Consider the following 26,618-nt stretch of genomic DNA (forward strand, 5'->3'; position numbering starts at 1 on the left):
ACGGATAGTAGGGGGCTGTGCAGTGCCTGAAGCCGAATTCTCTGCATCAAACCTGAAAGCCATAAACAGGCGGTGAAAGGGGTCAGTCGGCAGACGAAATTTGCTGATCGTGTCCTGGATTGCCATGTAGGCGGGGTGTCCACCAGGCTCAATACGGTTGTCCACTACAGCATCGAGTGTGGCAAGTGCTTCCAGGCGGTTCCCCGTAAAGGGTTCATCGGCAATGTCGTCACCGATTCGTGCAATTGCATAAACGGCAGCTAATGCACGTTGTGCCTGTTTGGTAAGTAAAACAGAAACAACAGGGAAATTTTCGTAATGTGATTTAGCAAACTTCAGACACCAGGAGTAAGCATCGTCCAAAGACGACACAAGGGGAACTTCTCCTGATTGTGTACGACCAATCCTGGAAGGGGGGTCAGTCACGATCCCAGCGTTTATCCACGATGGTTGCGTTGTCTTTAATGCTTTGGAGCCAGGAGTAGTATGCACTTGAACGCTGCCTTGACATCAGGTTTTGAATCTGACTGGTCTTATCCTTGTTGAAGGCATCCATGTTGGCAGGTGTGCGGCTGTCAACAACCATGATAATCCATGCGCGTTTACCACGAATTGGTCCTGTAATACTGCCAATCGGTGTGGTAAACGCAGTATTGGTCGACACAAAGTCAGCGCCAAAACCACTGAGCTGTCCGTTATTACGTAATGCCGTTTGAACGCGGACTGTCAGAGCAGAGTCTATGGAGGCAGCGGCTTCGAGAGACCCTGCTGCTGTGCAAGCCTGTGCAACTTTCTCAGCTTTTGACTTTAGCTGATCCAATACTTTGTTCTGAATAACAACCCGTTCAATTTCTTCCTTAACGTCTTCAAACAACTTTATTCCTTGTTCTCGGATTTCGCTTACCTGAGCAACAACGAGGCCCATGTTGTTAACATCGAAGCGTTTTATGTCGCCTTTTCCAGCAGCAAAGGCCCATGCTGTAATTTCATGTGAGCCAACCACCGGAGTACGTGAACTGAAGAAGTTTGATTCCATTGCCTTAACATCAAATTTCTTGGCAACGGTATCAAAGTCAGAACCGTTGTTGAGCATTTCCTCCATTTTGAGTCCATTCGAGATAATGGACTGCTTTGTGGTGGTGCTGATTTTGGGTGCAATTGAAATTTCGCTGTATTTAATCTCTGTACTTTGCTTGTCGGTCACTTTAATAATGTGAAAACCGAACTGAGTTTCTACCGGTCCCACGATGTCGCCGATCTGAGCACCGAATGCTGCCTTTTCGAATTCAGGTACCATTTTCCCTTTTTCAAAGTATCCAAGATCGCCACCGTTCTGAGCTGAGCCCGGATCTTTTGAATTTAGCATTGCAAGGGTTGCAAAGTCTTCACCTTTTTTTGCACGGGCGATGATATTCTCGGCTACAGTGCGCGCACTGTCCTTATTTGCTTCAAAAGGAATAAGGATATGGCTGGCTCGTACCACTTCGTTAACACCGGCTCGCTTATCGTCAACGCGAAGGTATTTAATTCCGGTTGCGGTATTGAGTGGCCCAAAAACATCGCGAACGGGAGTTGTGGTTAAGACCATCGAGATAGTTGGGTCCAGATTCGACACCCGCGTATAGTCAGATGTTGTCCCGCCCAGTTGACCCATTTTTTCAGTAAACAGGCTATCGCGCTGGGCTACATCCGTAACAGGAGCGAACGCCTTCATGAGGTCTTCACTCAGTTTTTGTGCCCTTGCGGAGTCTTTTTTACTTGCTACCTGACGGAAGACCGCGTACTTAATCTTGCGGGTTGGTTTTTGAACCATGTACTGTTTGTTTTGGTCATAGTAGGCCTTAAGCTCATCCTGGGTAGGTTTAATTCCTTGCTCTGCTCCCTGCCCGGGGGTTACGGCAACAAACCGGATATTAGCAGTGCTGTTGCTGTTACGATAGTCAATTTCGGCCCATGTTGGACTTACTGTTGATACGGCAGCTGTTACGGTTGAGGCAACAGCTTCCTGCAGCTTCATCGTACGCAGATTGTGCTCAATGTCGCGAAGAGTTTCATTCCATACTTTTTGCTGCTGGTCAACCTGCTCCTGAGGCATACCCTGCTCTTGCAAAATCTCGCCATACCGCTGAGGATTGGTTACAAGCTCCTGGTACATTTGTTTTTGGAACTTACCTGTACTGTCTTTAAAGAACTGTAGTTCCTGTGGCGGATTAATAAGCATGACATCTACGATTTCATCGTCGGTAACTACGATTCCAAGCTTATCTGCTTCCTGCTTGAGTAAGATTTCTTCTACCATCTGGTCGAAGATCTGCTGACGCACCTGCTCATCATCAATTTCCTGTGGGGTCTGCCCCTGAGCAGTCATTTGGGCATTTTGCTGACGCAGACGTTCACTATAATCATGAACGCGCCGTTCAAATTCGGCCTGGGAGATTGACTCACCGTTAATTTCGGCAATGGAAATGTTCTCGGGATTGCGCTGCTGTTGCTGAATAGAGCTGCAACTGCTGTCCTGCAAAACCATAAAAACAATGAACAGCACCGCAACAACTGCAAGGAAATACGGGCTTAACTGACGGATTCGGGTGATAGCACCCATAAGACTTCGACCTCGATGATGTAGAATTTCTGATTGCTTGAACAACCCAAACGGTTAGGTAAGGTGTTGCACGAAACCACAAAGATATAAATGAACCCTACAATTCTGTAGAATGGCGGTCTGCTATTGTATCCACACGAATCACTTTTTTAAATACCCGCTCCTAATGATGCCTTGTCTGCAGCGGGGTGTCCGCATTTTCTGGCGGTGACCACGGGATGGCAGGTGGGGTATGGCCAATGAAGGAGTCGGCTGCACAGCCTAAATTTGTGAAGACACCATTGGTGTTCCTATGAGTTTGTCTGATTTAGAAATTGAAGCAACAGTATGTATCAGGTTACCACACTCGAAACGTGCCGGTTTGGTTTGGACGGAGGAGCAATGTTTGGGGTTGTTCCCAAACCACTATGGGAACGTGTTTATGCCAAGGCAGACGAGCGTAACCGGATTCCTATGGCAGCCAGGTGCCTTTTGCTGCAGGGAAACGGGAAAACAATACTTGTTGATACCGGAAACAGCACGGAGATGCCCCCAAAACTTCTTGATATCTACGGAATTGATTTTTCGGAGTATTCATTGAAGGGGGCTTTGGCTTTGCAAGGCATACGTCCGGAAGATGTGACGGATGTGATTCTTACGCACCTTCATTTCGACCATTCGGGCGGGGCAGTTATCCATGGCGAGCCTGCATTCCCCAATGCCAGGTACTACGTGCAAAAACACCATCTGGAATGGGCGCGAAATCCGAGTGTGAAAGACCGTGCTTCGTTTGAATCATATATGTACGAACCGTTGGCAGTACACGGAGTTCTTGAGCTGCTCGACGGACCGGGGACATTGTTTGACGGTGTTGATCTGGAGTTGTTCCATGGCCATACGCCGTTCATGCAGAGTGTTATCATACAAACCACCGATGGGACACTGTTTTATCCGGCAGACCTTTTTCCAACAGCAGCTCATATTCCTGTAGCCTATGGTATGGCCTACGATAACCAGCCGTTAGTAACAGTGCAGGAGAAACAGACAATTCATAGTCGGATCATTGATGAGAATTGGACCATCGTGTTTGAGCACGATGCCTTTGTATCACATGCACGTTTACGTATGGGACCCAAGGGGCCGATCATTGTTACGGTGGATAATGCCTGATCCGATTCTGCGCATTATTAACGGAAAACTTCACAGACAACTGTGCAGAATATCAGAGATTCCCGAGAAAAGCGGTAAGCATATTTACATTGACTTTGAACGTGATCTTGCTCTGTTTAAAGTGAACGGTACGATTTGTGCAGTTACCAATGTATGCCCCCATCAGCATTTTCCGACAATTTCCAAGGGCGTTGTTGAAAACGGAACCGTCACCTGTCCCATGCATGGCTGGTGCTTTGATCTCCGGAGTGGTCGGAATACCGGGAGCGGAGGAAGTTTAATGACGTATCAGGTTGTAGAGTTCAACGGGTTTGTATGGATCGAAGAACTACTCTGATACCGTGATCACGACTCCGGAGTCCGGCGGAACTCTACTAAGAACGGGCGGGTCGGTATCAAGAACCGTATTAGGAATAAAAATGCTGCTGGCCATTTTTCGTACTGCCACCACTTTCAGTCCTGCCAGTTCGATCTGCTGTTTTGCCTGCTGGAGCGTGGTACCGATAATGTCCGGAACAAGAACTGTTACCGGACCCTGGCTAACAATAACCGATGGTTGCATTTGTGAGGTTACCCTGGTTCCGGCCGCTATACTTTGCTGCATAATGGTCTCAGCCTGAATACTGTCATTAAAGGTATACGTAATGTTGCCCAGTTGCATGTTTGATCGAAGAAGAAGCAGGCGGGCCTCACGTACTGTCCTACCTCTCAGATCCGGCATTGTTGCCGTTTCCACACCCTTGCTTACCGTTAGGTAAATACGACGCCCACCTTTTACGGTAGCGCCCGCATACGGCATTTGCTGAAACACAACACCGGCTTTCACCTCAGAACTGAACTGCTCATGAGGTGGCATAACAACTAACCCCCTGGATTCAAGCATGACAATAGCATCCTGAACCGTTCGCCCCTCAACCAGTGGGACAACGATCGTGGCGCGAGCATCTGAAATTGCTGGTAAAATCAGCTTGTCAGTAACAATGCCGAGAAAAACTATGCTTGCAATAAGTATTGCACAGTAAACCAGGAATCCTTTCCATGTTGTGGGTTTGCGCACCATGATTTAGCTAATTTATGACATGAAGAACAACGACCGGTCAAAATTATTGAATACGATCCGTGCTGAATTTCAAAATAGCCGCAGTTTTGTAATAACTTCTCATATTAACCCTGATGGCGATGCAATTGGATCTGTTCTGGGCTTGTATCATCTTTTAAAGGATGAAGTTGCATCAGACGTGACGTTTTCGTTACTGCTTCCATCGCGGTGTCCGGATAACCTGCAGTGGCTGCCCGGAGCATCAGCGCTGCAGGTGTGGGAGAATAGCACTGAGCAGAAGAATCTGGTTCGGAACGCAGACTGTATCGTAGTGCTTGACCTAAATACCCTTGAGCGACTACATACTTTAGGGGAGGAAATCAGAGGCAGCAGTGCCAAAATCATCAATATCGATCATCATGTACAGCCGGAGACATTTGCACATTTACAGTTGATTGATACTGATGCAGCGGCTACATGCCAGATGGTAGCAGAATTATTTTCATTTGATGAGGGCACTCCGTCAGGAATCCAAAAAAGTAGCGAGGGATCGGAACACAGAATGAGTGCTGCCCAGTGTTTGTACACTGGAATTATGACCGACAGCGGCGGTTTCAGGTTCCCGCGGACAACACCGGCACTGCTGCGCCTTGCTGCAAATCTTGTAGAATGTGGGGCCGACCCCGTAAAGGCGTACGATTTAACAAATAACACGCACCAGCCGGCTGCCATCAGTCTTCTTGGCAATGCTTTACGCAGCATGAAACTCTTTCACGATGGAAGAGTGTGTTTCATGGTGGTAACAGCGGATGACCTGAAGCAAACCGGGTGTACGGTAGAAGCAACCGATGGCCTTGTGCAGCACACGCTAAGTATTCAAGGGGTGCGCATAGGCGTCCTGTTTGTTGAGCTTCCTGATCAGATAAAGTGTTCCCTACGGTCAAAACAGAACGTCTTTATCCGCGACGTGGCTGCATCGATGGGCGGCGGGGGCCACAACTATGCTGCCGGTGTCAGGGTTCCGGGAGTTCCTCTTGAAACAGTCATCGGCATTATGCACCAGAAGCTCGGCGAACTTTTAAATGCAGTGCCTGGCGAAGAATAAACCAACCCTTACGAAAGAGCGTGGGCAATCCGCTCAATACCAATGTTGATTTCTTCAGAGCTGATGTTTAACGGTGGCCTGAAACGTACCGTACGCTGACCGCTGCCCACCATAATAACACCCTGTTTTAAAACATTGGACAGGAATGCGTTCCTGGTTGCAGTGTCTGGAAGATCAAACGCTCTGTACAACCCCAATCCGCGAACATTGCTTATGGTATTTCCAAGTTTCGATTGTAGCTCCAGAACCTTGTTGTGTAAGTAGGTGCCCTGAGTAGCTGCGTTCTGAACAAGTTTTTCTTCGTCGATAATCTCAAGGTAGCGGGTAACCCTGGCCATATCGGTCAGATTTCCGCCCCACGTAGAGTTAATCCTGCTTGGAGTATGAAAAACGTTGTCAGGAACATCGTCGATCCGGTTTGTAGAAATAATACCGCATACCTGCATTTTTTTACCAAAAACCATAATATCCGGTGTGACTCCGTATTCCTGGTGAGCCCACCAGTGTCCCGTAATACCAACCCCAGTTTGAACTTCATCAAAGATGAGAAGGGCTTGGTTTTCATCGGCAAGGGTTCGCAGTTGTTGCAGAAATTCCTTCCGCACATACCTGTCGCCCCCTTCACCCTGAATAGGCTCCAGAACGATACATGCAATGTCATCCGGATTCTGTTGAAATGCATTTTTGATTTGCCGTACGGCAAGATCTTCCAACTCGGTAACCCTGGTGATTTCTGCATCGCTGATTGGGAACTGCAGTGATGGGTGGGAGATACGCGGCCAGTCGAACTTTGGAAACAAGTCTGTTTTTGTAGGATCGGTATTCGTTAGGCTCATGGTGTACCCGCTCCGTCCGTGAAAAGCACCCTGGAAGTGAATCACCTTGTGTCCGCGTTCACTTCGCCAGCCGTTTCTAAAATTCTTGCGGACCTTCCAGTCAATAGCGGCTTTAATAGCATTTTCAACGGCAAGGGCACCACCTTCGATAAAGAATGAATAGACGAAAGGCTTGGGAACGGCAATTTCGAAGAATGTTTTAACAAAGGTTGCCATGGCTTCGGAATAGATGTCGCTATTCGATAGCTTGTTTAGGGCAACGGTACCAAGGTACTCCACAAATGCGGGATCCGTCATTTTGGGATGGTTTAATCCAATCGGCATCGAGGCAATACATGAGAAGAAATCCAAATACTCAGTACCGGTACGGGCATCAACAAAAAAGCTGCCATGGCTGCGATCTAAATCAACGACGACGTCAAATCCATCAACCAACATGTTCTGGCGCATTGAAGAAATTGCCTGGTTCGACGTAACTGAGAAGCGGGGTTTGTATTTTGGTTGTAAATTCATAGTATCAACGCAGTAATGTATAAAAACTCATTCCTGAACTCTAATTCAACGAAGATACGGAACATCAAAAACATGGCTTGGCGGTCTGCCCCAGACTGTCCGGTGGGTTGGTGTGGATTTTGTACCATGCATTTTGATGTAGATTCAACGATAATTCTTGGTATATTCGGACTTTAATACAGCAAAGAGTATCCATTTCTCAATAGGGAAGAGGGAGTTATATGACAGGAAGCGAACAGCAATCGCATAAAAACACAGGAATGCAGCACTATCTGATTCTGTTAGTGCTCATCATCGTTGGGTCATACGGCTTTTACAAATTCGTAATACCGTCGGCGGTCCAGGCCGGTGTTATCTCGATTTTTAAGCCTCATGATGACCGGCTGGCAGCTAATTTTAAACAAATAATGCCCGGACTGCATGCAGTTGCCACGGATAAATTTTCAGGTGAAGTTGCCCCTGGAACGGCGTTAAAACCATTGATAAAGACGGATTATATCTTCGACTTTACCAGCGAAGCCCGGACCGAAAAGAAGGACGGCTATACCAAGGCTGCCAGTGAGTGGGTTGTAAAGGCAAATGGTGAAGGGGGCTTGGGCGAAGCCGCCATTATTCTAGAGCCGCCTATCGGTTTTGCTGTTCTTGCTATCGTTTTTGGCCTTGCCTTTGCTCTTGCATTAACGATGTTTATGCCCAGCAGCTTCGGGTATATGGCACAAAAGGTTGACCGTGAAGTTGTGCATAACAAGGCAAAAATCCGGCTTCAAACCGGTTTCGCTGATGAAATCGTTGACTTACTGACGATGCCCGACCATGACCTGGATGCACTGGAACATCATCAGGTTCGCTCAGCCTTCCAAATTGTGTGGGATCGTACTGAAACAGCCGATCCGGACTCTCCGATGAAGAACAGCCGGCGCGCAGTAACATTCGATCAGGTGTTTACCAATGACGTCAGCTTGTCTGTGTTCCGCCAGGAAGTTCTGCTCCTCAGGATCCAGGAGTTCTTCTCGGACTTCGTGGTTAAGGAGACAATCGATACCAAGGGCGGAATTGAGTTTACACGTAACCGAATGAAGTTCATGAAGGGGCTTAAACTTTACATGAGCCACCACTTCACGGAAAAGTACTCGAATAATGTGACAGGATTGGCATACGGTGGCGCAGCTATCCTGATTGTTATCATTGGTATTCGTGGTCTGAAATTTATTCCTGCAACAAAACCATCGCTGATCCTCGCTGCTATTTCTCTCGAAGGTTCAATGCTTGCACTTCTGGCCTTTACACTTCTGTATACCGAAGAAGAAGAACGAATGGACAAGCTGATGAAGAAGATGGAAGATGCCAACAAGAACCAGCTTGAAACAATGAAGGATGTTTCGGTGGATATGCACTCACTTGCTGATGCCCTTGTTGGTGAAACAAGCGAAATCATTAAGCAAAAGGTTGAAATTGCAATTCAGGATGCGCTGGCGAGCGATGAAAATGTGAAGAAAGTGGTTAGCGATAAGGTTGCAGAGAAGATAATTGTTGCTATGCGGCAGGCGTTCCCCGACCGGTCGTAACCGACGTGAAATAGAATTGTCATTATGCCGTGATGGTGTATTCTACACTTCACGGCATTTTTATTTTTAACCATGCGTTTTGTTTATTCTATCGTTGCCGTTGCCCTGTTTTGTTCCACCGGTGTCAATGCTGCTCTGAGGGATACGCTACAGGTAACAAATCTTTCCAGCTCGCTGCATGTTATCTCGGCATCTGGTGAGATTCCGGCAATGGTATTCCGTCGCCACGACGCAGGGCCACCACTTGATATCACTGTTCCACTCCCCACGATACTAACAGACCCGTTGCAAGTTGGTACAGACAGCATTGTTGCTTTAGCACGGTATTTCCGGTGGCGTACCGTTGCCCAAGCCCCTTCCCATTTGCAGGCCAGCCCGGTTACCCGCGTACGAAGTGCAGGCTACAAAGCATGGGTTCCACAGCACGTTATACAGATTTGGCCGTGGCGCATCAGCAATGGCCAGATCGAGATTGCCGATTCAGTGGAGGTAGCGTTGCAGCGCACGGTCCATAGCTCAGTGTACGATTCTCCGCAAGTTGTGGCGTCAGATTATTCTTGGTACGATCCACAGCAGCCGTACGTACGAATCGAAACATCCGCCGATGGTGTGGGAAGTATCAGCGCTGGGCAGGTGATGACCACCGAACCACGTTTTCAGGGGGCTCCGATTCGTGATCTCGTGCTATACTGGAAGGGGAAAAAGCAACCGCTGTATGTTGATGGGAAAGTGGGTACAGATTTTTTTTCAGACACTGATACCATTTATTTCATCGCACACCGCCCGCAAGGCGATACATCCTTTTTGTCCATGGAGGATACCACTGCGGTGATGTTCTTATCGGTATGTCCCAACTGTGATAATCCTCGATTAACATACGCATCTCCTTCAGGAACCCCTGTTAGCATCCCGTCAGTACGACTGGAACAGCATTTTGAACTCGACACAGGATATTACCACCTGGGGAATGCCGACAATCTGGATTACAGTGATTTTAATTCTAATCTTGTTTATCTGGAGGGTTACTACTGGTTTTTTCTGAATGCCAGAGATTATACCCGAGCTGAATGGAAGTTTCCGCTCGCACCAGACCCAAACGGAACAGTGAGAATTACAACCAAATTTGCTTCTACAACGGGCCTTGCGCAGTATGCGCCTGACGGACGTTTGGACGTTTGCTTTAATGGTTCGGTTCTGCAAAACCGCGAATACAATGGGTATGGGTTGCAGACACTTGTTTCAGAACTTCCCGGTTCAGAGTGCCCGAGTGGATACCAGCTTGTTAAGTATTACGCAACAGGGATTGATTCATTACGGAAGTATAAAGACTACTTATCGCAACTGGCTATAGATGCAATCGAGGTGAGTGCTGATATTGTGCCGGTGCTTGAAAAAGGATCACGTATCGTTCAGGTTCCTGCACGGTCACGCGTAAGCAGCATATCGTGGTATAATGCGCAAACATCCAAGGGTTGGTGGATTGATACCACAAGCAGAACGATTGGGAAAGCTACACCATCGGGGAGGGGAATTGTCATTCGCGGTGGGCTAACGCCGGTTGAACCTGACTGGACAACTTCTGCGCCATCGACTGATACCTGGAGAGCATCTGCCCTGATAGGCCTGGCTGAAGTATCCCCGGATACAATTACCGGACTTACCCTTGCTTGGACAGATAATACAGGCAATAGCACTATTATAAAAAACGCAACTGAAGGAGCGGTTGCTGACAAAATCCGACAGTTGCCAACTTCGACGGCATTTGTACTTTGGGGGCCAAACACTCCCCCCGGGAATGTACTTGCTAATGCACTGAACAGCAGAAGTCTTACCGTTCCCGTTTCCACTCACTGGATACTGTGTGGAATTCTTGATACAGGCGGGAGAGTACAGGAAGGGGATAGCAGGAGGGCATACGGGAGTTTGTTTAGGCATCAGTGGGATACAGCACCCGGGTTCGTTTTTGAAACCATCCTTCCGGAAGGTGATCAAACGGTAGTTTACGTTGCAGACGCAGCTGCTGTTGAACCCGCACGGGTTTTGCCATCTGCTCTTGCCAACCTTCGTGCCGATACGTCGCAGGCAGATGTTATCATCATTGCTTATCGTACTCATCTGGAACAGGCCCGCCGTCTGGCACAGCATAGGGAAAAATTTAACGGGCTAACAGTTAAAATCGTTGATATTGATAATATCCTGGCAGAGTTTGGATTCGGAATGAGGAATGCTGAAGCCGTCAGAAGTTACCTTGCCTGGCATTTTTCGCATGCAAAAGCCCCTTCGATTCAAGCTGCTATTTTGTTTGGAAATGCTTCCTGGGATCCGCGGCTTGCCGTAAAGGGAGGCAATGTACAGGCACGCATGCCCGATCAGGTTCCTACATACGGACGGCCAAGTTCCGATTACTACTATAGTCTGCTTGATTCTCCTGACGATCTTATCTCGCCTGAGATACTTGTTGGCAGGCTTCCAGCAATATCAGCTGCGGATGGTAAGGCAATTGTTGACAAGATCATTGAGTGCGACACCGTACCGGCTGACAGGTGGAATCGGACCTGGTATTTCGTTGGCGGAGGAACAGAAAACGAAGGGTTATGCAACATCTATCAAACGATGCTGTCAGATCCACTGGGTACGGGCGTAAAAATCACCGAACGTCCGTTCTGCGCCGACACAATAACGCTCTGTAAAAGCACTGCGCCTAAGAACGCCGGATATTTTATCACGCAAACAATTAACGCTGGCGTTCAGTGGATGAATTATGTAGGACACGGAGCTACTGAATTATTTGACATCAACGGGTGGGAGCCGTCGGAGTTAGACAATGCCGGGAAGTATGGCGTACTTGCAACGTTCGCTTGTCAGACGGGAGCTTTCTCAAACCCGAGTGTTCCATGCAAGAATGCACAATACATTACCCATCCCGGTAAGGGTTTTGTTGCAAGCATGGGCGCTACGGGCTGGCAGGAAGTATTTCTGGCTGACTACCTGCACTTCCGCCTGCACCAGATCATGATGGAAGGCGCACGGTCTCTTGGTCTGATTATGTATGAGGCAAAAAAATCGATTGGCTTTACCGATAATCAGGCATCCTATAATGTGCTAATGCAGTACTGCCTGCTTGGAGATCCGTATTCGAGAATCAAAATTGATAATAAACCCAATATTCGTCTGCGCCCCGGTGATCTTGGAATCAGCTCTGAGCTGGGTGAACGACAGATAACGGACAGGGACTCGGTAGCCATCGCCAGCCTGACGGTCCTTAATCAGGGTGTGGGAACAACAATACCACTGCGTATCAGAATGATACGCACCTACAAGTCAGTCACTGATACGTTGTTCGTGGATGTACGTGACGGCATTTGTGCTTCGCCGACGGTTTTGTTCAGGATTCCGGTGACCAATATGGCTGGTGATCATCAGTTGGTAATTACTGCAGATCCCGACGGATATTACGGTGATGACAGTACTGATAACTCGATCGCAAGTAAGTTTACGGTATTGCCACAGTCACTGCTTCCCTTGGAGCCTGTGCCCTATGAACGATTATCCGGTACAGAAGTCCATGTACGCCAAATATCTCCCCATTACTTCACAACAAATCAGCATGCTGAGTTTGTGATCTGTACGAACACTCGTAACCCGGATTCATCCACTGTTGCCGTGTCCACTCCAGAGCAGGTTTCCGTTATGGGTACCATCGTAAACTGGTGGTCGGCACTTCCGGATTCATTAAAAAACATCCAACTTTGGATTGGCTCCAGGATTATTACACCCGGCGTGGACACCAGCGCACGACTCTGGGTGCCGTTCATGATTGCGGATGACTCTGCCAGGGCCTATGTACCAGCTACCGGCCTTGTTGCTTACGACGAATCTCGGGTTCAGTTTAACCAGATTAACGGGACGCTTCAATTACGTCATACTACGCTTCCGATTTTCCTACGGTCGAACGGACTGCGAACTTCACTGGACGAGAATAATCCGCCAGTTCAAATCACTGTTGGTTCAATAACGTATGTTAAGAACCCATTCTTTCGTGGCATTAATCTTGTTGTTTTAAGTACGAGCGACACAGTGCCACGTGCAATACGCAGATACGATACGTGGAAGGATCCTATTCCGGCAGAAAGCAACCATAACGGATATTCCCGAGAGCTTATCGCGTTTTTGCAAGATTCGGTGCAGCAGGGAGAGTATGTTTTATTTGCATCGAGTGATGAAAGCTTCTCTGGTTTTGTGAAAGACAACAACCTGGATACTCTTGCCACAATTCTGAAAGAATACGGATCACGGTATTCAGACTCGCTTGCCCCCAACAGCTCATGGGTTATGATTGGACGGCGGGGTCTGACTCCCGGCCAGGCACCCGAAGCATGGAAAGGAGCTCCGGATACACTGGTAACCCTTAACGATACGATGTCGTTTTATGCTGACGACGCCACGGTTAGCACGCCGTGGATCGGACCCGCACGCTCATGGGATCACGCTGTACTTTCGTATGATACCTACGGAACCGATGCTGTTCTTAAAGCACAACTGCATAATGGAACAGAGTATAGCCTGCCTGTAGTGACTGCAGACAGTATACTTTATGACTTGTCGGATTTACCCTCAGACGTATCCTTTGTTAAAGTTGAGTGGAATCTTCGGCATCGTTCAGACAGTATGCCCAATACCTGGGTTAGGAATGCGCTTGTACACTACCAGCCCGCACATGAGGTTCTGATCGATACCTTAGGAGTCGTACTTGCAGACACAACGGTATTGCAAGGGGATTCTGCCGTTGTACACGTCACTGTACAGAATGCAGATCGCAGGTGGGGCACTGACACAATGTTGGTTGAGATTCTAACCGGAACTCAGCCGGAAACCCCTGTCGCACAGCTGTCAGTCACCTTAGCGGCCAACCGGAACGCAACGATCCCGTTTGTACTATCAACCGTAAATTTATCGGGTACTACAACGGTAACAGCCAGAATTAACTCCAACCAGCAACGTCAGGAGTTCTATTCGTTTAACAATACCGGTGCAGCTCTGCTCAATGTATCAACCGATACAACTCCACCCAACATCCTGACGTATGCCGATGGAAATCGGGTTACAAGTGGCGACTATGTTGCACCCGAACCTCTGATCGAAGTTCAGCTTACCGATAACAGCAGAATACCGATTACCGACGCATCCCGGCTTGTAGTGTTTGTTAATGGCTTACGAATTCGAAAAGAATCCGTAACTGACTATGCGTTTTATCCAACGGACAGTTGCAGGATTTACTATACCGATGAAACAGTGAAGGCGGCACTAAAGTTTAAAACGCCGCTCGAGAAAGGACAGAACAACCTGCTTATAAGGGGAATAGACGCTACCGGCAACCCAATTGAAAAGGAAGTATCCTTGTATTTGTCAACTATGCCTGCACTGGCAAACGTTGAAGTCCACCCCAGCCCATCACACGGCAGAACCGACTTCGTTGTCCGCTTTCAGTCGCCCCTTCCTGAAACCCCGGGAACATTAACGATTCATGATATGCAGGGACGGCAGGTACGGCAACTTGAAATTACCCTGACGAACGGTGTGAATACGGTGTATTGGGACGGTCTGACGGACTCAGGCAACAGTGTTAGCTCAGGCGTCTATTGCTGGATTATCCGTGCTGCGATCGCCCCTTCAGCTTCTCCTGCAATCCGTACAGGAACGTTGATAATAGTTCATTGATTCTCTGCCTCAGATAGGCCCGAAATCCGTATTTTTGCACCTGTTATTCCGGCGCCGAATACTCTCGGTGCCTTACTGTTTCCGTACAGCTCAAAGGTATTATGGCACTACACAGCGAACGCATTCTTCCGGTCATGATGGAAGACGAGATGCGCGATTCCTATCTTGATTATTCAATGTCGGTTATTGTTTCCAGGGCACTTCCGGACATCCGCGATGGATTAAAGCCCGTACACCGACGCATACTGTATGCTATGTATGAATTGGGGATGACGCCAAACCGTGCCTATAAAAAAAGTGCGCGTATCGTTGGTGAAGTTCTCGGCAAGTACCATCCCCATGGTGACAGTGCCGTGTATGATGCTATGGTTCGGATGGCTCAGGCGTGGTCTATGCGCTATGAGTTAGTTGACGGACAGGGAAACTTTGGCTCTGTTGACGGCGACTCACCGGCTGCAATGCGATATACTGAAGCCAGGATGGATTCACTGGCTATGGAAGTGCTGCGCGATATCGACAAGAATACTGTTGACTTCCGTTCGAATTTTGATGACTCGCTGCAGGAACCAACGGTGCTGCCAACAGTACTGCCAACACTCCTGGTGAACGGAGCAAATGGTATTGCCGTTGGGATGGCCACTAATATTCCGCCGCATAATCTTCGCGAAATTGTAAACGGAATTAAGGCCGTAATTGCAGACCCGAATGTCACCAATGAAGAACTTCTTAAGTACATCACAGCTCCTGACTTCCCAACGGGAGGGATTATTTATGGGTACGAGGGTGTACGCAGTGCTTATACCACCGGCCGAGGCAAAATCATTGTCCGCGCAAAGGCAAATATCGAAGCCAACAAGCAGGGTAAGGAAAGCATCGTAATTACCGAACTTCCATACCAGGTGAGCAAGGCTGGTCTTATCGAGAAAATTGCCGCTCTGGTACGAGCAAAATCGCTTGAAGACATTTCTGATATCAGAGATGAAAGTGACAGGGAAGGTATCCGTATTGTAATCGAACTTAAACGTGATGGCGTACCGATGGTTGTACTGAACAACCTATACAAGCATACACAAATGCAGGTCACGTTTGGTGCCATTATGCTTGCACTGGTCAACGGCAGACCACGGATCCTGACGATTAAGGAAATGATCACTGAGTTTATCAGTCATCGTAACGAAGTTGTTGTTAGACGAACTCAGTTCGATCTTGAGGCAGCCGAAAAGCGTGCACATATTTTGGAGGGCTTCATTATTGCCCTCGATAATATTGATGCCGTAATTGCAACAATTAAAGCAAGTGCAGATGTTCCCACAGCGTCGGCTGCTCTGCAAACCAAGTTCGAGCTGTCGGAGATTCAGGCAAAGGCCATTCTCGATATGAGGCTGCAACGCCTTACCGGACTGGAACGCGATAAAATTCAGGCAGAATATCGTGAACTTATCGAAACAATCGAACGTCTGCGCGCCATCCTTGCCAGTAAGGAGCTTCAGATGAGCATCATCGGCGAGGAACTAACACTACTTGCTGAAAAGCATGGTGATGAACGCCGAACGGCAGTCGTTCATGATGCCCGCGACTTTACTCTGGAAGACATGATCGCCAATGAAGAGGTGATCGTATCTATTACCCATAACGGTTACATTAAACGTACACCGGTTACAACGTACAGGAGACAGAATAAGGGAGGACGTGGTGTAGCCGGACAGGGTATGTATGACGATGACTACGTAGAACTGGTCTTCCGTGCTTCTACCCACCATTACCTAATGTTCTTTACCGATCGGGGACGTGTTTACCGAATAAAAGTATATGATATTCCGGAGGGATCCAGAAATGCAAAAGGTCGGTCAATCGCCAATGTAATTCAAAAGCAAAGCGATGAAAAGGTCACCGCGTATTTACCGGTTACCGATATCGATCAGGAAAACGCCTACGTATTCTTTGCTACTAAAAATGGAACCGTGAAGAAGACAGCACTGAATGATTACGCCAATGTCCGCTCTACGGGAATCATCGCAATTAATCTTGCGGATGATGACAGGCTGGTTGGTGCACGACTAACCGATGGCCACATGAATATTCTTATTGGCGCCAGCCACGGACTTGCCGTGCATTTTAACGAAACCGACGTGCGCCCAATGGGACGCGCTGCAGCAGGCGTTCGCGGCATTGACCTTCCCGAGGGTGCTGAAGTCATCTCACTCACTGCTGTACGTCATTCTGATGCTCAAGTAATTGTTGTAGGGGAAAGGGGCTATGGTAAGCGTACCAAGGTTGATGATTTCCGTAGAACAAAACGCGGAGCAAAGGGTGTGATTGCAATGAATATCACGGAGAAAACCGGTCCAATCTGTGCAATCCTTGAAGTAACTGATACCGAAGACCTTGTTGTAATGACGGTGAACGGTATCCTTATCCGCCAGCATGTAGAGGATATCAGGGTTATCGGCCGTAACACACAAGGAGTACGGCTTATCCGCCTTGAAGAAGGTGATAGCATTGCCGCAATTACTACCGTTACCAGGGATTCTGAGGAAGAGGACGATACCGAAAGCGAAACACCCGTTTCATAATATGAACCGTCAGGCTGTTTATATTGTGCTTGCCTTGGCACTCCTTATGGTATGCCCCGTACAGGCAACAGTACAACAGTCTGATGAGCTTGTTCTTCTTGCTCCTTTTGTCCCCGTCTTGTTGCATGCAGATAGTTCGGACAGCCACGACGTCAAAGACATTGATTCAGCACGACCGATGCCCAAAGGGTATGGGCGCATCGGGCGTTTGCCATTGGATATTGCCGATAGTATTTCCAAGACCGACCGGCTATCTGTACAGTATCAGACGCTAGGGGAACTCCTTATGCGTAGTACACCGTATCAGCCTTTGTCGCAAGGCGGGCTCGGACAGTTTGATGCGATCTCAGTACTTGGGAGTTTGCAAACAAATTTACTAACGTCATTGAACGGACGTCCGTATTCCTCTGCATGGAATAATAGTATCAATTTAAGTGCAATTGCAGTAGAAGGACTTGAAACTGTTGAAATCCTTGTCGGCACGGCTGCCATTGGTCTTGCACCGGGTATCGGGCAGGCCGCAATGAACCTGCAGAAAGCACGGTACGATTCAAAAACGCCACATACGGCATTATGGTACAGCCAGGGTGGCGGTAATTTTATCGGTACCGATGTATTGTTTACACAGAATATTGCAAAGGGCACGAACATCAATGTTGGAATTCGGCGCAATGGAGCTGAAGGAAGCTATCTTCAAACAGATTATGATGTGTGGAATGTACGCCTTGGATACAGGTATATGCCAGATTCGAATTCCGTTCTTGATTTCTCGTATGACCTCACTTCACACAACACCGATTTATGGGGCGGCATTGTAACGGGTACTCATAATCCATTGATATCAGAATTTGATACACCGGTTGTATTTGGTTCATTACGCGACCTGCAACGAAGGCATGATCTTCAACTTGGATTTATGACCTTACTCACCCGCGACTCACTTCACACGATGACCGCACAATTGTACTATACTCATGACAACCTTATCCGCTTGCAGGACACCGTGTTGGCTCCAGACTCAGCGTCGGGTGTCTCAGAACCGGTCCTTTTTCAAGGCCGTCAGGCGGGTATGCTGCTTAGAACATCGCATCAGCTTGGAAACACATTGATTCGGGTTGGTGCCGTTACCGAATATGTGCAAAACACTGGCAACCACATTGTAGATGCCGTCAGTGAAATTCAGCCGCAATTGTTCCTGCATTTGCATCACACCATAACCCCCCAGCTTAGCCTTCAGGCAGCGTCGCACCTGAAATATGCAATGAGTACAGCAGCCTATGGCGCCGGTGCCGGGTTGTTATGGAAAGGTTCAGTATCAAGGGTACTTGCAGACGTAAGCTATGTAACCACGCTTCCAACGCCGGCCGAGACACAGCTTGGTTTGAAACCTGAAAACGTTTTGTTGGCACTGGGTGAATATGCGTTTTCCGGAAAAAATTTTAAGGTTCGGGGAAGTTTGTTTTTTACATCAACCACCAACATGATTTCGAGCCATCTGGTGTATGACAGCCTTGGTCTGGCCGGTGATATACGTGCTTCGAACAGGCAAGACGCTGCACGTATGGTGGGAACGATTCTGTCAGGCACCGTGAGACATGGCTTACTTGAAACACAGGCAACCGTTCGCACTCACACAGCCATAACAGGGAGTAACCTTCTGCCACCACTCTCAGGAGACGTTCAGGTTGCAGGGATCTATCAATTAGGGCGGAATACAATTACGGGCGGCATTCATATCTCTGCACTGATACCTGGCACGGTACTCCAGTTCGTTCCAATTCGATGGATGAGTGTTCAGCCGCCCGGTGATGATAAAAAAGCTGTGTACAATGGGATTGATGCCTTTATCACCGCCTTTGTTGGTAATGCAGCAATTCGGCTCAGCTGGGAAAATATATTGGCTGAACGGTGGTATTCTACCTGGGTTACACCTTCGGTGCCAAGTAACTTCAGACTTAGCCTGACTTGGAATTTCCTGGATTAATTGCCGAAGACTGCGTAATCCCGGAATAGTCCTGGCTATTTAGTGCCATACGACGATAAATGCATATTCTTGCTAAATTTACAGGCAGGATCCACTATCGCTCATACAGCAATGCAGGCAACAACAATACCCGGGATGTTTTTGGAAGTCTGTAACAGGTTCAGTGCTTCACCTGATAAGATTGCATATTCCAGAAAAGTTAACGGAATCTGGCAACACGTCAGCCACATTCAGTTGTTCAACGATGTGTGTGATCTTGCCAATGGATTGCTGGAACTTGGAATAAAGGCCGGAGACCGTGTTGGAATTGTAAGTGAGAACAGGTTGGAGTGGATCATCGCAGACTTTGCTATTACGGGTATTGGAGGCATTGACGTTCCCGTTTTTACAACGCTCTCTGAGCAGCAACTGGCTTACGTATTTAACAATTGCGAAACTCGTGCTGTTTTTGTTTCCAATACGCTTATTGCCGAGAAATTGCAGCGTATACGTGCGTCTATCCCGTCGCTGGAAGTTGTTATCGTGATGAACGCTGATGTTCCAATTTCACACGGTATGTTGCACTTTTCAGATGTTGCTGAACTTGGACAGAGAATCCCGGAGAAGCAGCGAGTTAAACGATTTTATGACCATACGTCAAACGTACAACCCGAAGATATACTGACGCTGATTTATACGAGTGGAACAACGGGCAATCCTAAGGGAGTCATGCTTACGCACGACAACCTGTTGTCAAACATAAAGGCCTCGTTGTCTGTATTTAACCTATCGGCTACGGACACTTTTCTGAGCTATCTTCCCATGTGTCACAGCTATGAGCGCATGAGCGGTTACTATCTGGCCTTTGCCGTTGGTGGCACTACCTTTATTGCCGAAAGCATCGAAACGGTTGCAGAGAATATGAAGGAGGTACAGCCAACGATCATGACATCGGTACCACGGCTGTTCGAGCGCATCCGGATACGAATCGAGCAAACAGTTAGCAGGGAATCGGGAGTTAAGAAACATCTAGGAATGTGGGCTCTGAATACCGGGAAACGATATGCAGCCGGAAATCATACACCTGCCAGCACCCTGACATTTAGGGTGGCACGTACCCTTGTATTGTCAAAGATTAGAAATCGGATTGGAGGCAACCTGCGTTTCTTCATCTCTGGAGGAGCCGCTCTTCGATATGAGGATGGTATTTTTTTTAAGGCACTCGGAATACCTATTCTTGAAGGATACGGATTAACGGAAACGTCGCCTGTGCTGACGGTTAATCGAGAAGGCGAGGAAAAACTCGGTACAGTGGGAACACCACTTCCTAACGTAGAAATTAAGATTGCAGAGGATGGGGAAATCCTTGCAAGGGGACCCAATGTCATGGCTGGCTACTGGGCTGATGAGGAAGCAACCAGGGCAATGATCGATTGCGAGGGCTGGTTATCTACAGGCGATATCGGTGTGATTGATACGGATGGACGCTTACGGATTACAGACCGGAAAAAGCACCTCATCGTTTCAAGCGGCGGAAAGAATATTGTCCCTCTACCAATTGAAAGTAAACTACAAGAATGTAAATATATCAATCAGGTCATGCTTGTTGGCGACGGACGTGAATACTGTACAGCGCTTATCGTTCCTGATCAGGACGCGGTGCTTGAATGGGCAGCACGGCGCAATTTGCCAACTCAGAACTGGGACGAGCTGGTGAGGAGTGAAGAATTATTCTCCGAAATCAAAATTGCAATTGGTTCACTGCAAACCGGATTTGCCAAGTATGAACAGGTACGACGTTTTCTGCTGCTAAGTGAGCCATTTACGGTTGAAAATGAATTACTGACGCCTACGCTAAAGGTTCGGCGTAATGCTGTGTTAGCAAAGTATAGCAGTCAGATCGAATTATTGTATCAGTCAAAAAAGTAATACCTGCAGAAGGTATCTGAAGGTCGTACACCTGACGTGTTCTGTACCAGATATGTGTACCCGAATGGTACCGGAGGAGGGATTTGAACCCCCGACACACGGATTATGATTCCGTTGCTCTAACCAACTGAGCTACTCCGGCAGAGCCACAAAGATAAGAGATAGCACTTAATAACAACAGACCGGAGGCACCTAATCGTGCAACTTGTTCAGTTCGTCGCGTATTTGAGCGGCTCTCTCGTAGTCTTCCAGCCGAACAGCATCCTCTAATTCCTGTTCCAGACGTTCTCGCGCTGTCAGAGGCCTGGCTGGCTTCCTGCCTAGCTCCGGATTAAGCGCATGGGGATCATCGCTGTCCGACTGCGAAAGAGAACCAAATGCAGCAGAACCATCGGTACCTGAGTCTTCGGTTTCATCTGAAGACTGTGATAGTATCTCTTCGGTAACATACACGGGGACTCCGCAGCGAATTGCCAAAGCGATGGCATCACTTGGGCGTGCGTCGATTTCAACGTTGCTATTCTCGAAGATCAGTGATGAATAGAAGGTCCCGTCATGAACCGAGTGAATTACTACCTCTTTGAGGTGTGCTCCAAGGCCTTCGATCACTGAACGCATCAGGTCATGCGTAAGCGGACGCTGTGCATGAATTCCTTCCAGCTCGCTGGCAATAGCCTGCGCTTCGTGAATACCGATAATAATCGGCATCTTCCGCTGTCCATCGGCTTCCTTTAAGATCAGGGCATAAGCACCCTGGCTCATGCCACGGTCTGTTAAACCAAAGATGTCCATTTGGATACGCGCCATGGTTCCTCGGAAGTTACTGAAGCAATTTGTAAGTGTGATGGTTTGGGGAAGGTACGATCTTCATACGGTCACTTGGAAATCACAGTTAATTTTTATGAGTAATCGTGGCAATCCCTGACGTGAGCTTTGGTAGGACATCAAAAACATCACCAACAATCCCATAGTCGGCCATTTTAAAGATGGGTGCGTCTTTATCCTTGTTAACGGCAACAATGATCTTGCTGGAACTCATTCCTGCAAGATGTTGAACGGCGCCACTAATTCCACAAGCCACATACATCGTTGGGCTGACGGTTTTACCGGTTTGGCCTACCTGTTCACTGTGAGGCCGCCATCCGGCGTCAACTACTGCACGTGACGCACCAACAGCACCACCAAGAACACGGGCAAGGTTCTCGATTAATTCGAAATATTCAGGAGCCTTAAGCCCCCTTCCACCACTGACAACAATATCAGCTTCCGATACATCCAGTCGTCCCTGATTTACAATCGTTTCTTTTACGACGGCAGAACGCACTTGTGCGCTATCCGAGATACTAATCTGAGATTCCTGCGGCTGTGTTGCGTTTTCAATCGTCCTTGCAGTAAAAACATTCGGACGTACGGTAACTACCGTAACAGGGGTGGTGGACCGTACTTTTTGTAAAACCCTTCCACCGAAAATTGGGCGTACGGCTTCGATATTGCCGGGTGCACCGTCGAGTTCTACGCAGTCAACAAGTAGTCCAGCTTCCAGGAGTACGGCCACACGCGGCGCCAAGTCCTTGCCATGTGCATTAGCAGAAAACAATACCATTTGTGCGCCGCATTGTTTGGCAGCATCTGCAATCGTGCGTGCCCATACACCGTTGGCGTATTCCGTTACTCCGGAACCAATAACGTTGATGCACGACTCAAGACCGTAGGCACCTGCAGCAGCTATGTGTTCAGCGCTTGCATTAAAAACTACCCCGCAGACTTTCTTTCCGCCAGCAACCTTACGTGCTGCTGTAATTGCTTCGTAAGAGGAACGCTTTAATCCATTTACTCCTGTTTCTAAAAACACTAACATTTAGATCACCTTTGCTTCTTCGTGTAACAACCGTACCAGTTCTGCGATATCTGCGTCAGAGTCAGAATATATTTTATTTAACCGTTTCAGGTCAGGAAGAGTCATTGATACAGTTTCCGTCCTTGACTGAACCGATGAAACTGCCCGTTCGGTGATGGGCTTGCTTTTGGCTTTCATAATGTCAGGCAGTTTGGGATATCGAGGATCGTTCAGTCCTTTTTGAGCACTGACAATGCAGGGCAGGGAACAGGTTACTTTTTCCTTACCTCCTTCGATGTCACACTCAGCAGTAACGGTCGTTCCATCAATTGTAAGTGTACTTACAATCGATACACTAGGCAGTTCCAGGAGTTGCGCTACCATTCCAGGCACGGCAAACGAATCAAAGTCAATACTTTGTTTTCCAAAAATGATAATGTCGGGTGACAGTTCCTTGGCATACTCTGCAATGCTGCTTGCAACAACAAACGAGTCAGAGGAATGTGGGTCGTTAATGAGCACAGCTGCATCGGACCCCATTGCCAGCGCTCGTTGGAGCACTTCTTTGGAGGCAGGAGTACCAACTGTTACCGTGGTAACCGTGCCGCCATGTTTTTCCTTAAGCTGAAGGCCTTCCTCAATTGCAAACTCGTCATATGGATTAAGGATAAACTTAACCCCTTGTGGATTGATTTTCTTTCCATCGTCCGCTACACCGATCTTCGCCGATGTATCTGGAACCAGGGATGCACACACTAAAATATTCATGGTATACAATGATTGGTTGAAATTGGAAGAACAAATATACCGCAATCAATTTTCTAGTCTTGCAGTGCCTACCATGCATCGGAACCTGTGAAACCGTGGTTCTAACCAAGCGGGGTTATGCACCTGTAAGCATGCTCCGTACGTATTGCCCTGTAATTGACATTGGGTGAGCAGCAATTTGCTCGGGAGTTCCTGAAGCCACGATGATACCGCCATGTCTGCCTCCATGCGGACCAAGATCAACAATATGGTCGGCATGTGCAATAACGTCCAGGTTGTGTTCAATCACAAGCACTGTATTCCCTCTGTCCACCAAGGTATCGAGCAGCTTTAACAAAACCCGGATGTCATCAAAATGCAGTCCAGTGGTAGGTTCGTCTAATAGGTAGAGTGTTTTACCCGTACCTACCTTTGCCAGTTCGGTGGCGAGCTTAACCCTTTGAGCCTCACCACCAGAAAGCGTAGGCGCCTGCTGACCCAGGCGGATATAGCTCAGGCCAACATCATATAATGTTTGCAGCCGGTGCCTGATTTTTGGGATACTGGAGAAAAAGTCAAGTGCTTCATCGACCGACATGTCAAGAACATCGGCAATTGACTTTCCTTTATACTGAACTGCAAGGGTCTCGGCATTATACCGTTTGCCATTACACGTTTCACAGTTCACATAAACATCAGGGAGAAAGCTCATTTCTATGCGCCGAAGCCCTGACCCTTCGCACTCTTCACAACGTCCGCCTGCAACATTAAAAGAAAACCGTCCCGTTTTGTACCCGCGTACCTTAGCATCAGGTAGTACTGCAAAAAAATCACGGATATGGGTGAAGAGCCCGGTGTAGGTTGCCGGGTTTGATCTTGGAGTACGGCCTATTGGTGCCTGATCGATTTCAATTACCTTGTCCAGATACTCAAGCCCGGTAATCGAATCGTAGGGTAGCGGGTTCGTTTCCGCTTTGTGATAATGTTTTGCAAGAATTGGATAGAGTGTTGAATTGATTAAGCTACTCTTGCCGCTACCACTCATGCCCGTTACACACGTAAATGTTCCAAGCGGTAACCTCAGTGTGACGTTCCTGAGGTTGTTCCCGGATGCACCGGTGAGGACGAGTTCGTTTCCTGCATTGCTTCGCCTGACGGCAGGTATTGGAATGCTGCTCTTGCCTGATAGATAGTCGTAGGTTAATGACTTACCAGAAAATTCCGGTGCTGGAGCGTCAGGTCTCATTGAAAATTGTGCGGTGACTGACCCGCCATGAATCCCTGCACCCGGACCGATGTCCACTACCTTGTCGGCCTCAACAATCATTTCCTTATCATGCTCAACTACGATGATGGTATTGCCCAGGTCGCGTAATTCTTTGAGTGATTGAATAAGTTTCATGTTGTCGTGCTGATGCAGCCCAATGCTCGGCTCGTCAAGAACATAGGTAACTCCCACAAGCTGACTGCCGATCTGTGAGGCCAGACGAATCCTCTGGCTTTCGCCACCGCTCAGGGTTCTGGATGAACGGCTAAGTGTTAAATAGCTGAGACCGACCTGATTTAAAAAACGAAGCCGCGATACAATTTCCTTAATGATAATTCCGGCAATGATGCGTTGCCTGTTAGACAAGTGGTTGGCAAGGTCTCTGAACCATGCTTCAGCAGTCTCGATATCCAGAGTCGTGACTTCATAGATATTTTTATCATTAATCCGGATAAACAAATTTTCGGACCTGATGCGTGCTCCGTGACATTCGCTACATGGCTTTGAAGAAAAGTACTGTTCAATGAGTTTTCTGCTTGTAGACGATGTTGTTTGCTCGTATTGATGTCGTAAGGCTGGTAATAATCCGATAAACCGGTGAAATACGCTACGTTGTTTATACGAAACTTTTGCACGGATGTTATCACCTCCTTCCAGAAACAGGTGAAGCTTCTCAGCAGGGATGTCGGCAATCGGACTCGAGACATTGATATCGGTTTCGCGACAGTAGGCACTTGCAATTTGCCACAACCATGTTTCGCGTTTTTTACCAAGCGGAGCTATCCCGCCGTCAGCAATCGAGACGGATGTGTCAGGAATAATGAGTGCAGGATCAAAATTGCGAGTCTGCCCGAGGCCCTCGCAGGCAGTACAGGCGCCAAAAGGGGAGTTGAACGAAAAGCTATTGGGTGCAGGTTCGCTATAGCTGGAACCACACTGCGGACATGAAAGGCTGGTACTGTAGTTTAATTTCTGTAGCGAGGTGTTATTACGCAGGAACTCAATGTAGACGTTTCCCTCGCCGACTGCCAAGGCTGTTTCGATACTTTCTGTGAGTCGTCGCTGTTGTCCCTCATTTACTTGCAGCCTGTCCACCACAACATCAATTACGTGAGTCTGGTATCGTCGCAACTGCATCCCTTCTAAAATCTCCTGCACTTCTCCATCAATCCGAACCCGGGTGTAGCCCTGACGTCGGAGCTGCTCGAAAAGTTCGCGGTAGTGACCCTTTCGGCCTTTCACAAGGGGTGCATACACGTAACAGATGGCAGTTTCTGGCATGTCTTTGGCATGAATCAGTACCGATTCAACGATCTGATCAGGACTCTGCTGCATAACCGGAATGTTACAGTGTACGCAGTACTGAATGCCAGCCTTGGCATACAGAAGTCGTAAATAATCGTAGATTTCGGTAACGGTACCCACAGTGGAGCGTGGATTGTGTCCAACAGTTTTTTGCTCAATACTGATGGCAGGCGAAAGACCTTCAATCAGATCGACGTCGGGTTTTTTCATGATCCCGAGAAACTGACGTGCATAGGCACTCATACACTCTACATATCGGCGTTGTCCTTCTGCGTAAATCGTATCAAACGCTAGCGACGATTTGCCACTGCCACTTAATCCTGTGATTACTACAAGCTGGTCACGTGGTATATCCAGGCTAATGTTTTTAAGATTGTGTTCGCGTGCTCCACGTATCTGTATTGTTGTGAGATTCGATTCCGTTGTCATGGCTTACCAGTTATCGGTACAGGGATGTTAATGGTGTTTGT

Annotated in this window: 16 protein-coding genes and 1 tRNA gene; 8 read left to right on the top strand and 9 right to left on the bottom strand. The window is 47.9% G+C overall.

Annotated features, from left to right (window positions below):
- Positions 1-372: squalene/phytoene synthase family protein (locus HRU79_00005; GenBank protein ID QOJ25101.1), on the bottom strand; the 372-nt coding region annotated here is incomplete at its 3' end.
- A 46-nt stretch (positions 373-418) separates the two neighbouring features.
- A complete protein-coding gene (locus tag HRU79_00010; GenBank protein QOJ25102.1) occupies positions 419-2,602 on the bottom strand; it encodes a peptidylprolyl isomerase in 2,184 nt (727 codons plus the stop codon).
- Between the two features lie 327 nt (positions 2,603-2,929).
- Between HRU79_00010 and HRU79_00015 the strand changes: the two genes are divergently transcribed.
- Both HRU79_00015 and HRU79_00020 read left to right on the top strand, forming a co-directional pair.
- Positions 2,930-3,751, top strand: a complete 822-nt coding sequence (locus HRU79_00015; GenBank protein ID QOJ25103.1) for an MBL fold metallo-hydrolase — start codon at positions 2,930-2,932, stop codon at positions 3,749-3,751.
- Entirely contained in the window at positions 3,744-4,088 is a 345-nt protein-coding gene (locus HRU79_00020; GenBank protein QOJ25104.1) for a Rieske (2Fe-2S) protein, read from the top strand. Before HRU79_00015 ends, HRU79_00020 begins: the two co-directional genes overlap by 8 nt.
- Here the strand turns inward: HRU79_00020 and HRU79_00025 are convergent.
- Positions 4,080-4,811: a PASTA domain-containing protein gene (locus HRU79_00025; protein ID QOJ25105.1), complete on the bottom strand. Its 732-nt coding sequence runs from the start codon at positions 4,809-4,811 to the stop codon at positions 4,080-4,082. The genes HRU79_00020 and HRU79_00025 overlap by 9 nt on opposite strands.
- A gap of 19 nt (positions 4,812-4,830) precedes the next feature.
- On the opposite strand from HRU79_00025, the gene HRU79_00030 reads away from it, so the two are divergent.
- Positions 4,831-5,895 carry a bifunctional oligoribonuclease/PAP phosphatase NrnA gene (locus HRU79_00030; protein QOJ25106.1) on the top strand — a complete coding sequence of 355 codons (1,065 nt, stop codon included), beginning with the start codon at positions 4,831-4,833 and terminating at the stop codon, positions 5,893-5,895.
- Positions 5,896-5,903: 8 nt separating this feature from the next.
- On the opposite strand, the gene HRU79_00035 is transcribed toward HRU79_00030, so the two are convergent.
- The gene (locus HRU79_00035) at positions 5,904-7,244 is read right to left on the bottom strand and encodes an L-lysine 6-transaminase (protein ID QOJ25107.1); all 1,341 of its coding nucleotides are present in this window, start codon (positions 7,242-7,244) and stop codon (positions 5,904-5,906) included.
- Positions 7,245-7,465: 221 nt separating this feature from the next.
- On the opposite strand from HRU79_00035, the gene HRU79_00040 reads away from it, so the two are divergent.
- The 5 genes from HRU79_00040 to HRU79_00060 all read left to right on the top strand — a co-directional run bounded on the left by HRU79_00040 (position 7,466) and on the right by HRU79_00060 (position 20,992).
- Positions 7,466-8,809: a hypothetical protein gene (locus HRU79_00040; GenBank protein ID QOJ25108.1), complete on the top strand. Its 1,344-nt coding sequence runs from the start codon at positions 7,466-7,468 to the stop codon at positions 8,807-8,809.
- Positions 8,810-8,881: 72 nt separating this feature from the next.
- The gene (locus HRU79_00045; protein ID QOJ25109.1) at positions 8,882-14,527 is read left to right on the top strand and encodes a hypothetical protein; all 5,646 of its coding nucleotides are present in this window, start codon (positions 8,882-8,884) and stop codon (positions 14,525-14,527) included.
- Positions 14,528-14,628: 101 nt separating this feature from the next.
- Positions 14,629-17,100, top strand: coding sequence for a DNA gyrase subunit A (gene gyrA / locus HRU79_00050; GenBank protein QOJ25110.1), 2,472 nt, complete (start codon positions 14,629-14,631; stop codon positions 17,098-17,100).
- Position 17,101: 1 nt separating this feature from the next.
- Positions 17,102-19,084 carry a hypothetical protein gene (locus tag HRU79_00055; protein QOJ25111.1) on the top strand — a complete coding sequence of 661 codons (1,983 nt, stop codon included), beginning with the start codon at positions 17,102-17,104 and terminating at the stop codon, positions 19,082-19,084.
- A gap of 111 nt (positions 19,085-19,195) precedes the next feature.
- Positions 19,196-20,992 (top strand): long-chain fatty acid--CoA ligase, encoded by a 1,797-nt coding sequence (locus HRU79_00060; protein ID QOJ25112.1) that lies wholly within the window; start codon positions 19,196-19,198, stop codon positions 20,990-20,992.
- Positions 20,993-21,057: 65 nt separating this feature from the next.
- Here HRU79_00060 and HRU79_00065 read toward each other — a convergent pair.
- The 5 genes from HRU79_00065 to uvrA all read right to left on the bottom strand — a co-directional run bounded on the left by HRU79_00065 (position 21,058) and on the right by uvrA (position 26,577).
- Positions 21,058-21,134, bottom strand: a tRNA-Met gene (locus HRU79_00065).
- A gap of 50 nt (positions 21,135-21,184) precedes the next feature.
- Positions 21,185-21,799: a bifunctional nuclease family protein gene (locus tag HRU79_00070; GenBank protein ID QOJ25113.1), complete on the bottom strand. Its 615-nt coding sequence runs from the start codon at positions 21,797-21,799 to the stop codon at positions 21,185-21,187.
- Positions 21,800-21,884: 85 nt separating this feature from the next.
- The gene (locus tag HRU79_00075; protein ID QOJ25114.1) at positions 21,885-22,850 is read right to left on the bottom strand and encodes an electron transfer flavoprotein subunit alpha/FixB family protein; all 966 of its coding nucleotides are present in this window, start codon (positions 22,848-22,850) and stop codon (positions 21,885-21,887) included.
- Positions 22,851-23,597, bottom strand: coding sequence for an electron transfer flavoprotein subunit beta/FixA family protein (locus HRU79_00080; GenBank protein ID QOJ25115.1), 747 nt, complete (start codon positions 23,595-23,597; stop codon positions 22,851-22,853).
- Positions 23,598-23,712: 115 nt separating this feature from the next.
- Complete coding sequence (uvrA, locus tag HRU79_00085) at positions 23,713-26,577, bottom strand: excinuclease ABC subunit UvrA (protein QOJ25116.1); 2,865 nt, start codon at positions 26,575-26,577, stop codon at positions 23,713-23,715.
- Positions 26,578-26,618: the final 41 nt, after the last annotated feature.

It is taken from the genome of Ignavibacteria bacterium (genome assembly GCA_015709655.1).
Lineage (GTDB): Bacteria > Bacteroidota > Ignavibacteria > Kapaibacteriales > Kapaibacteriaceae > OLB6.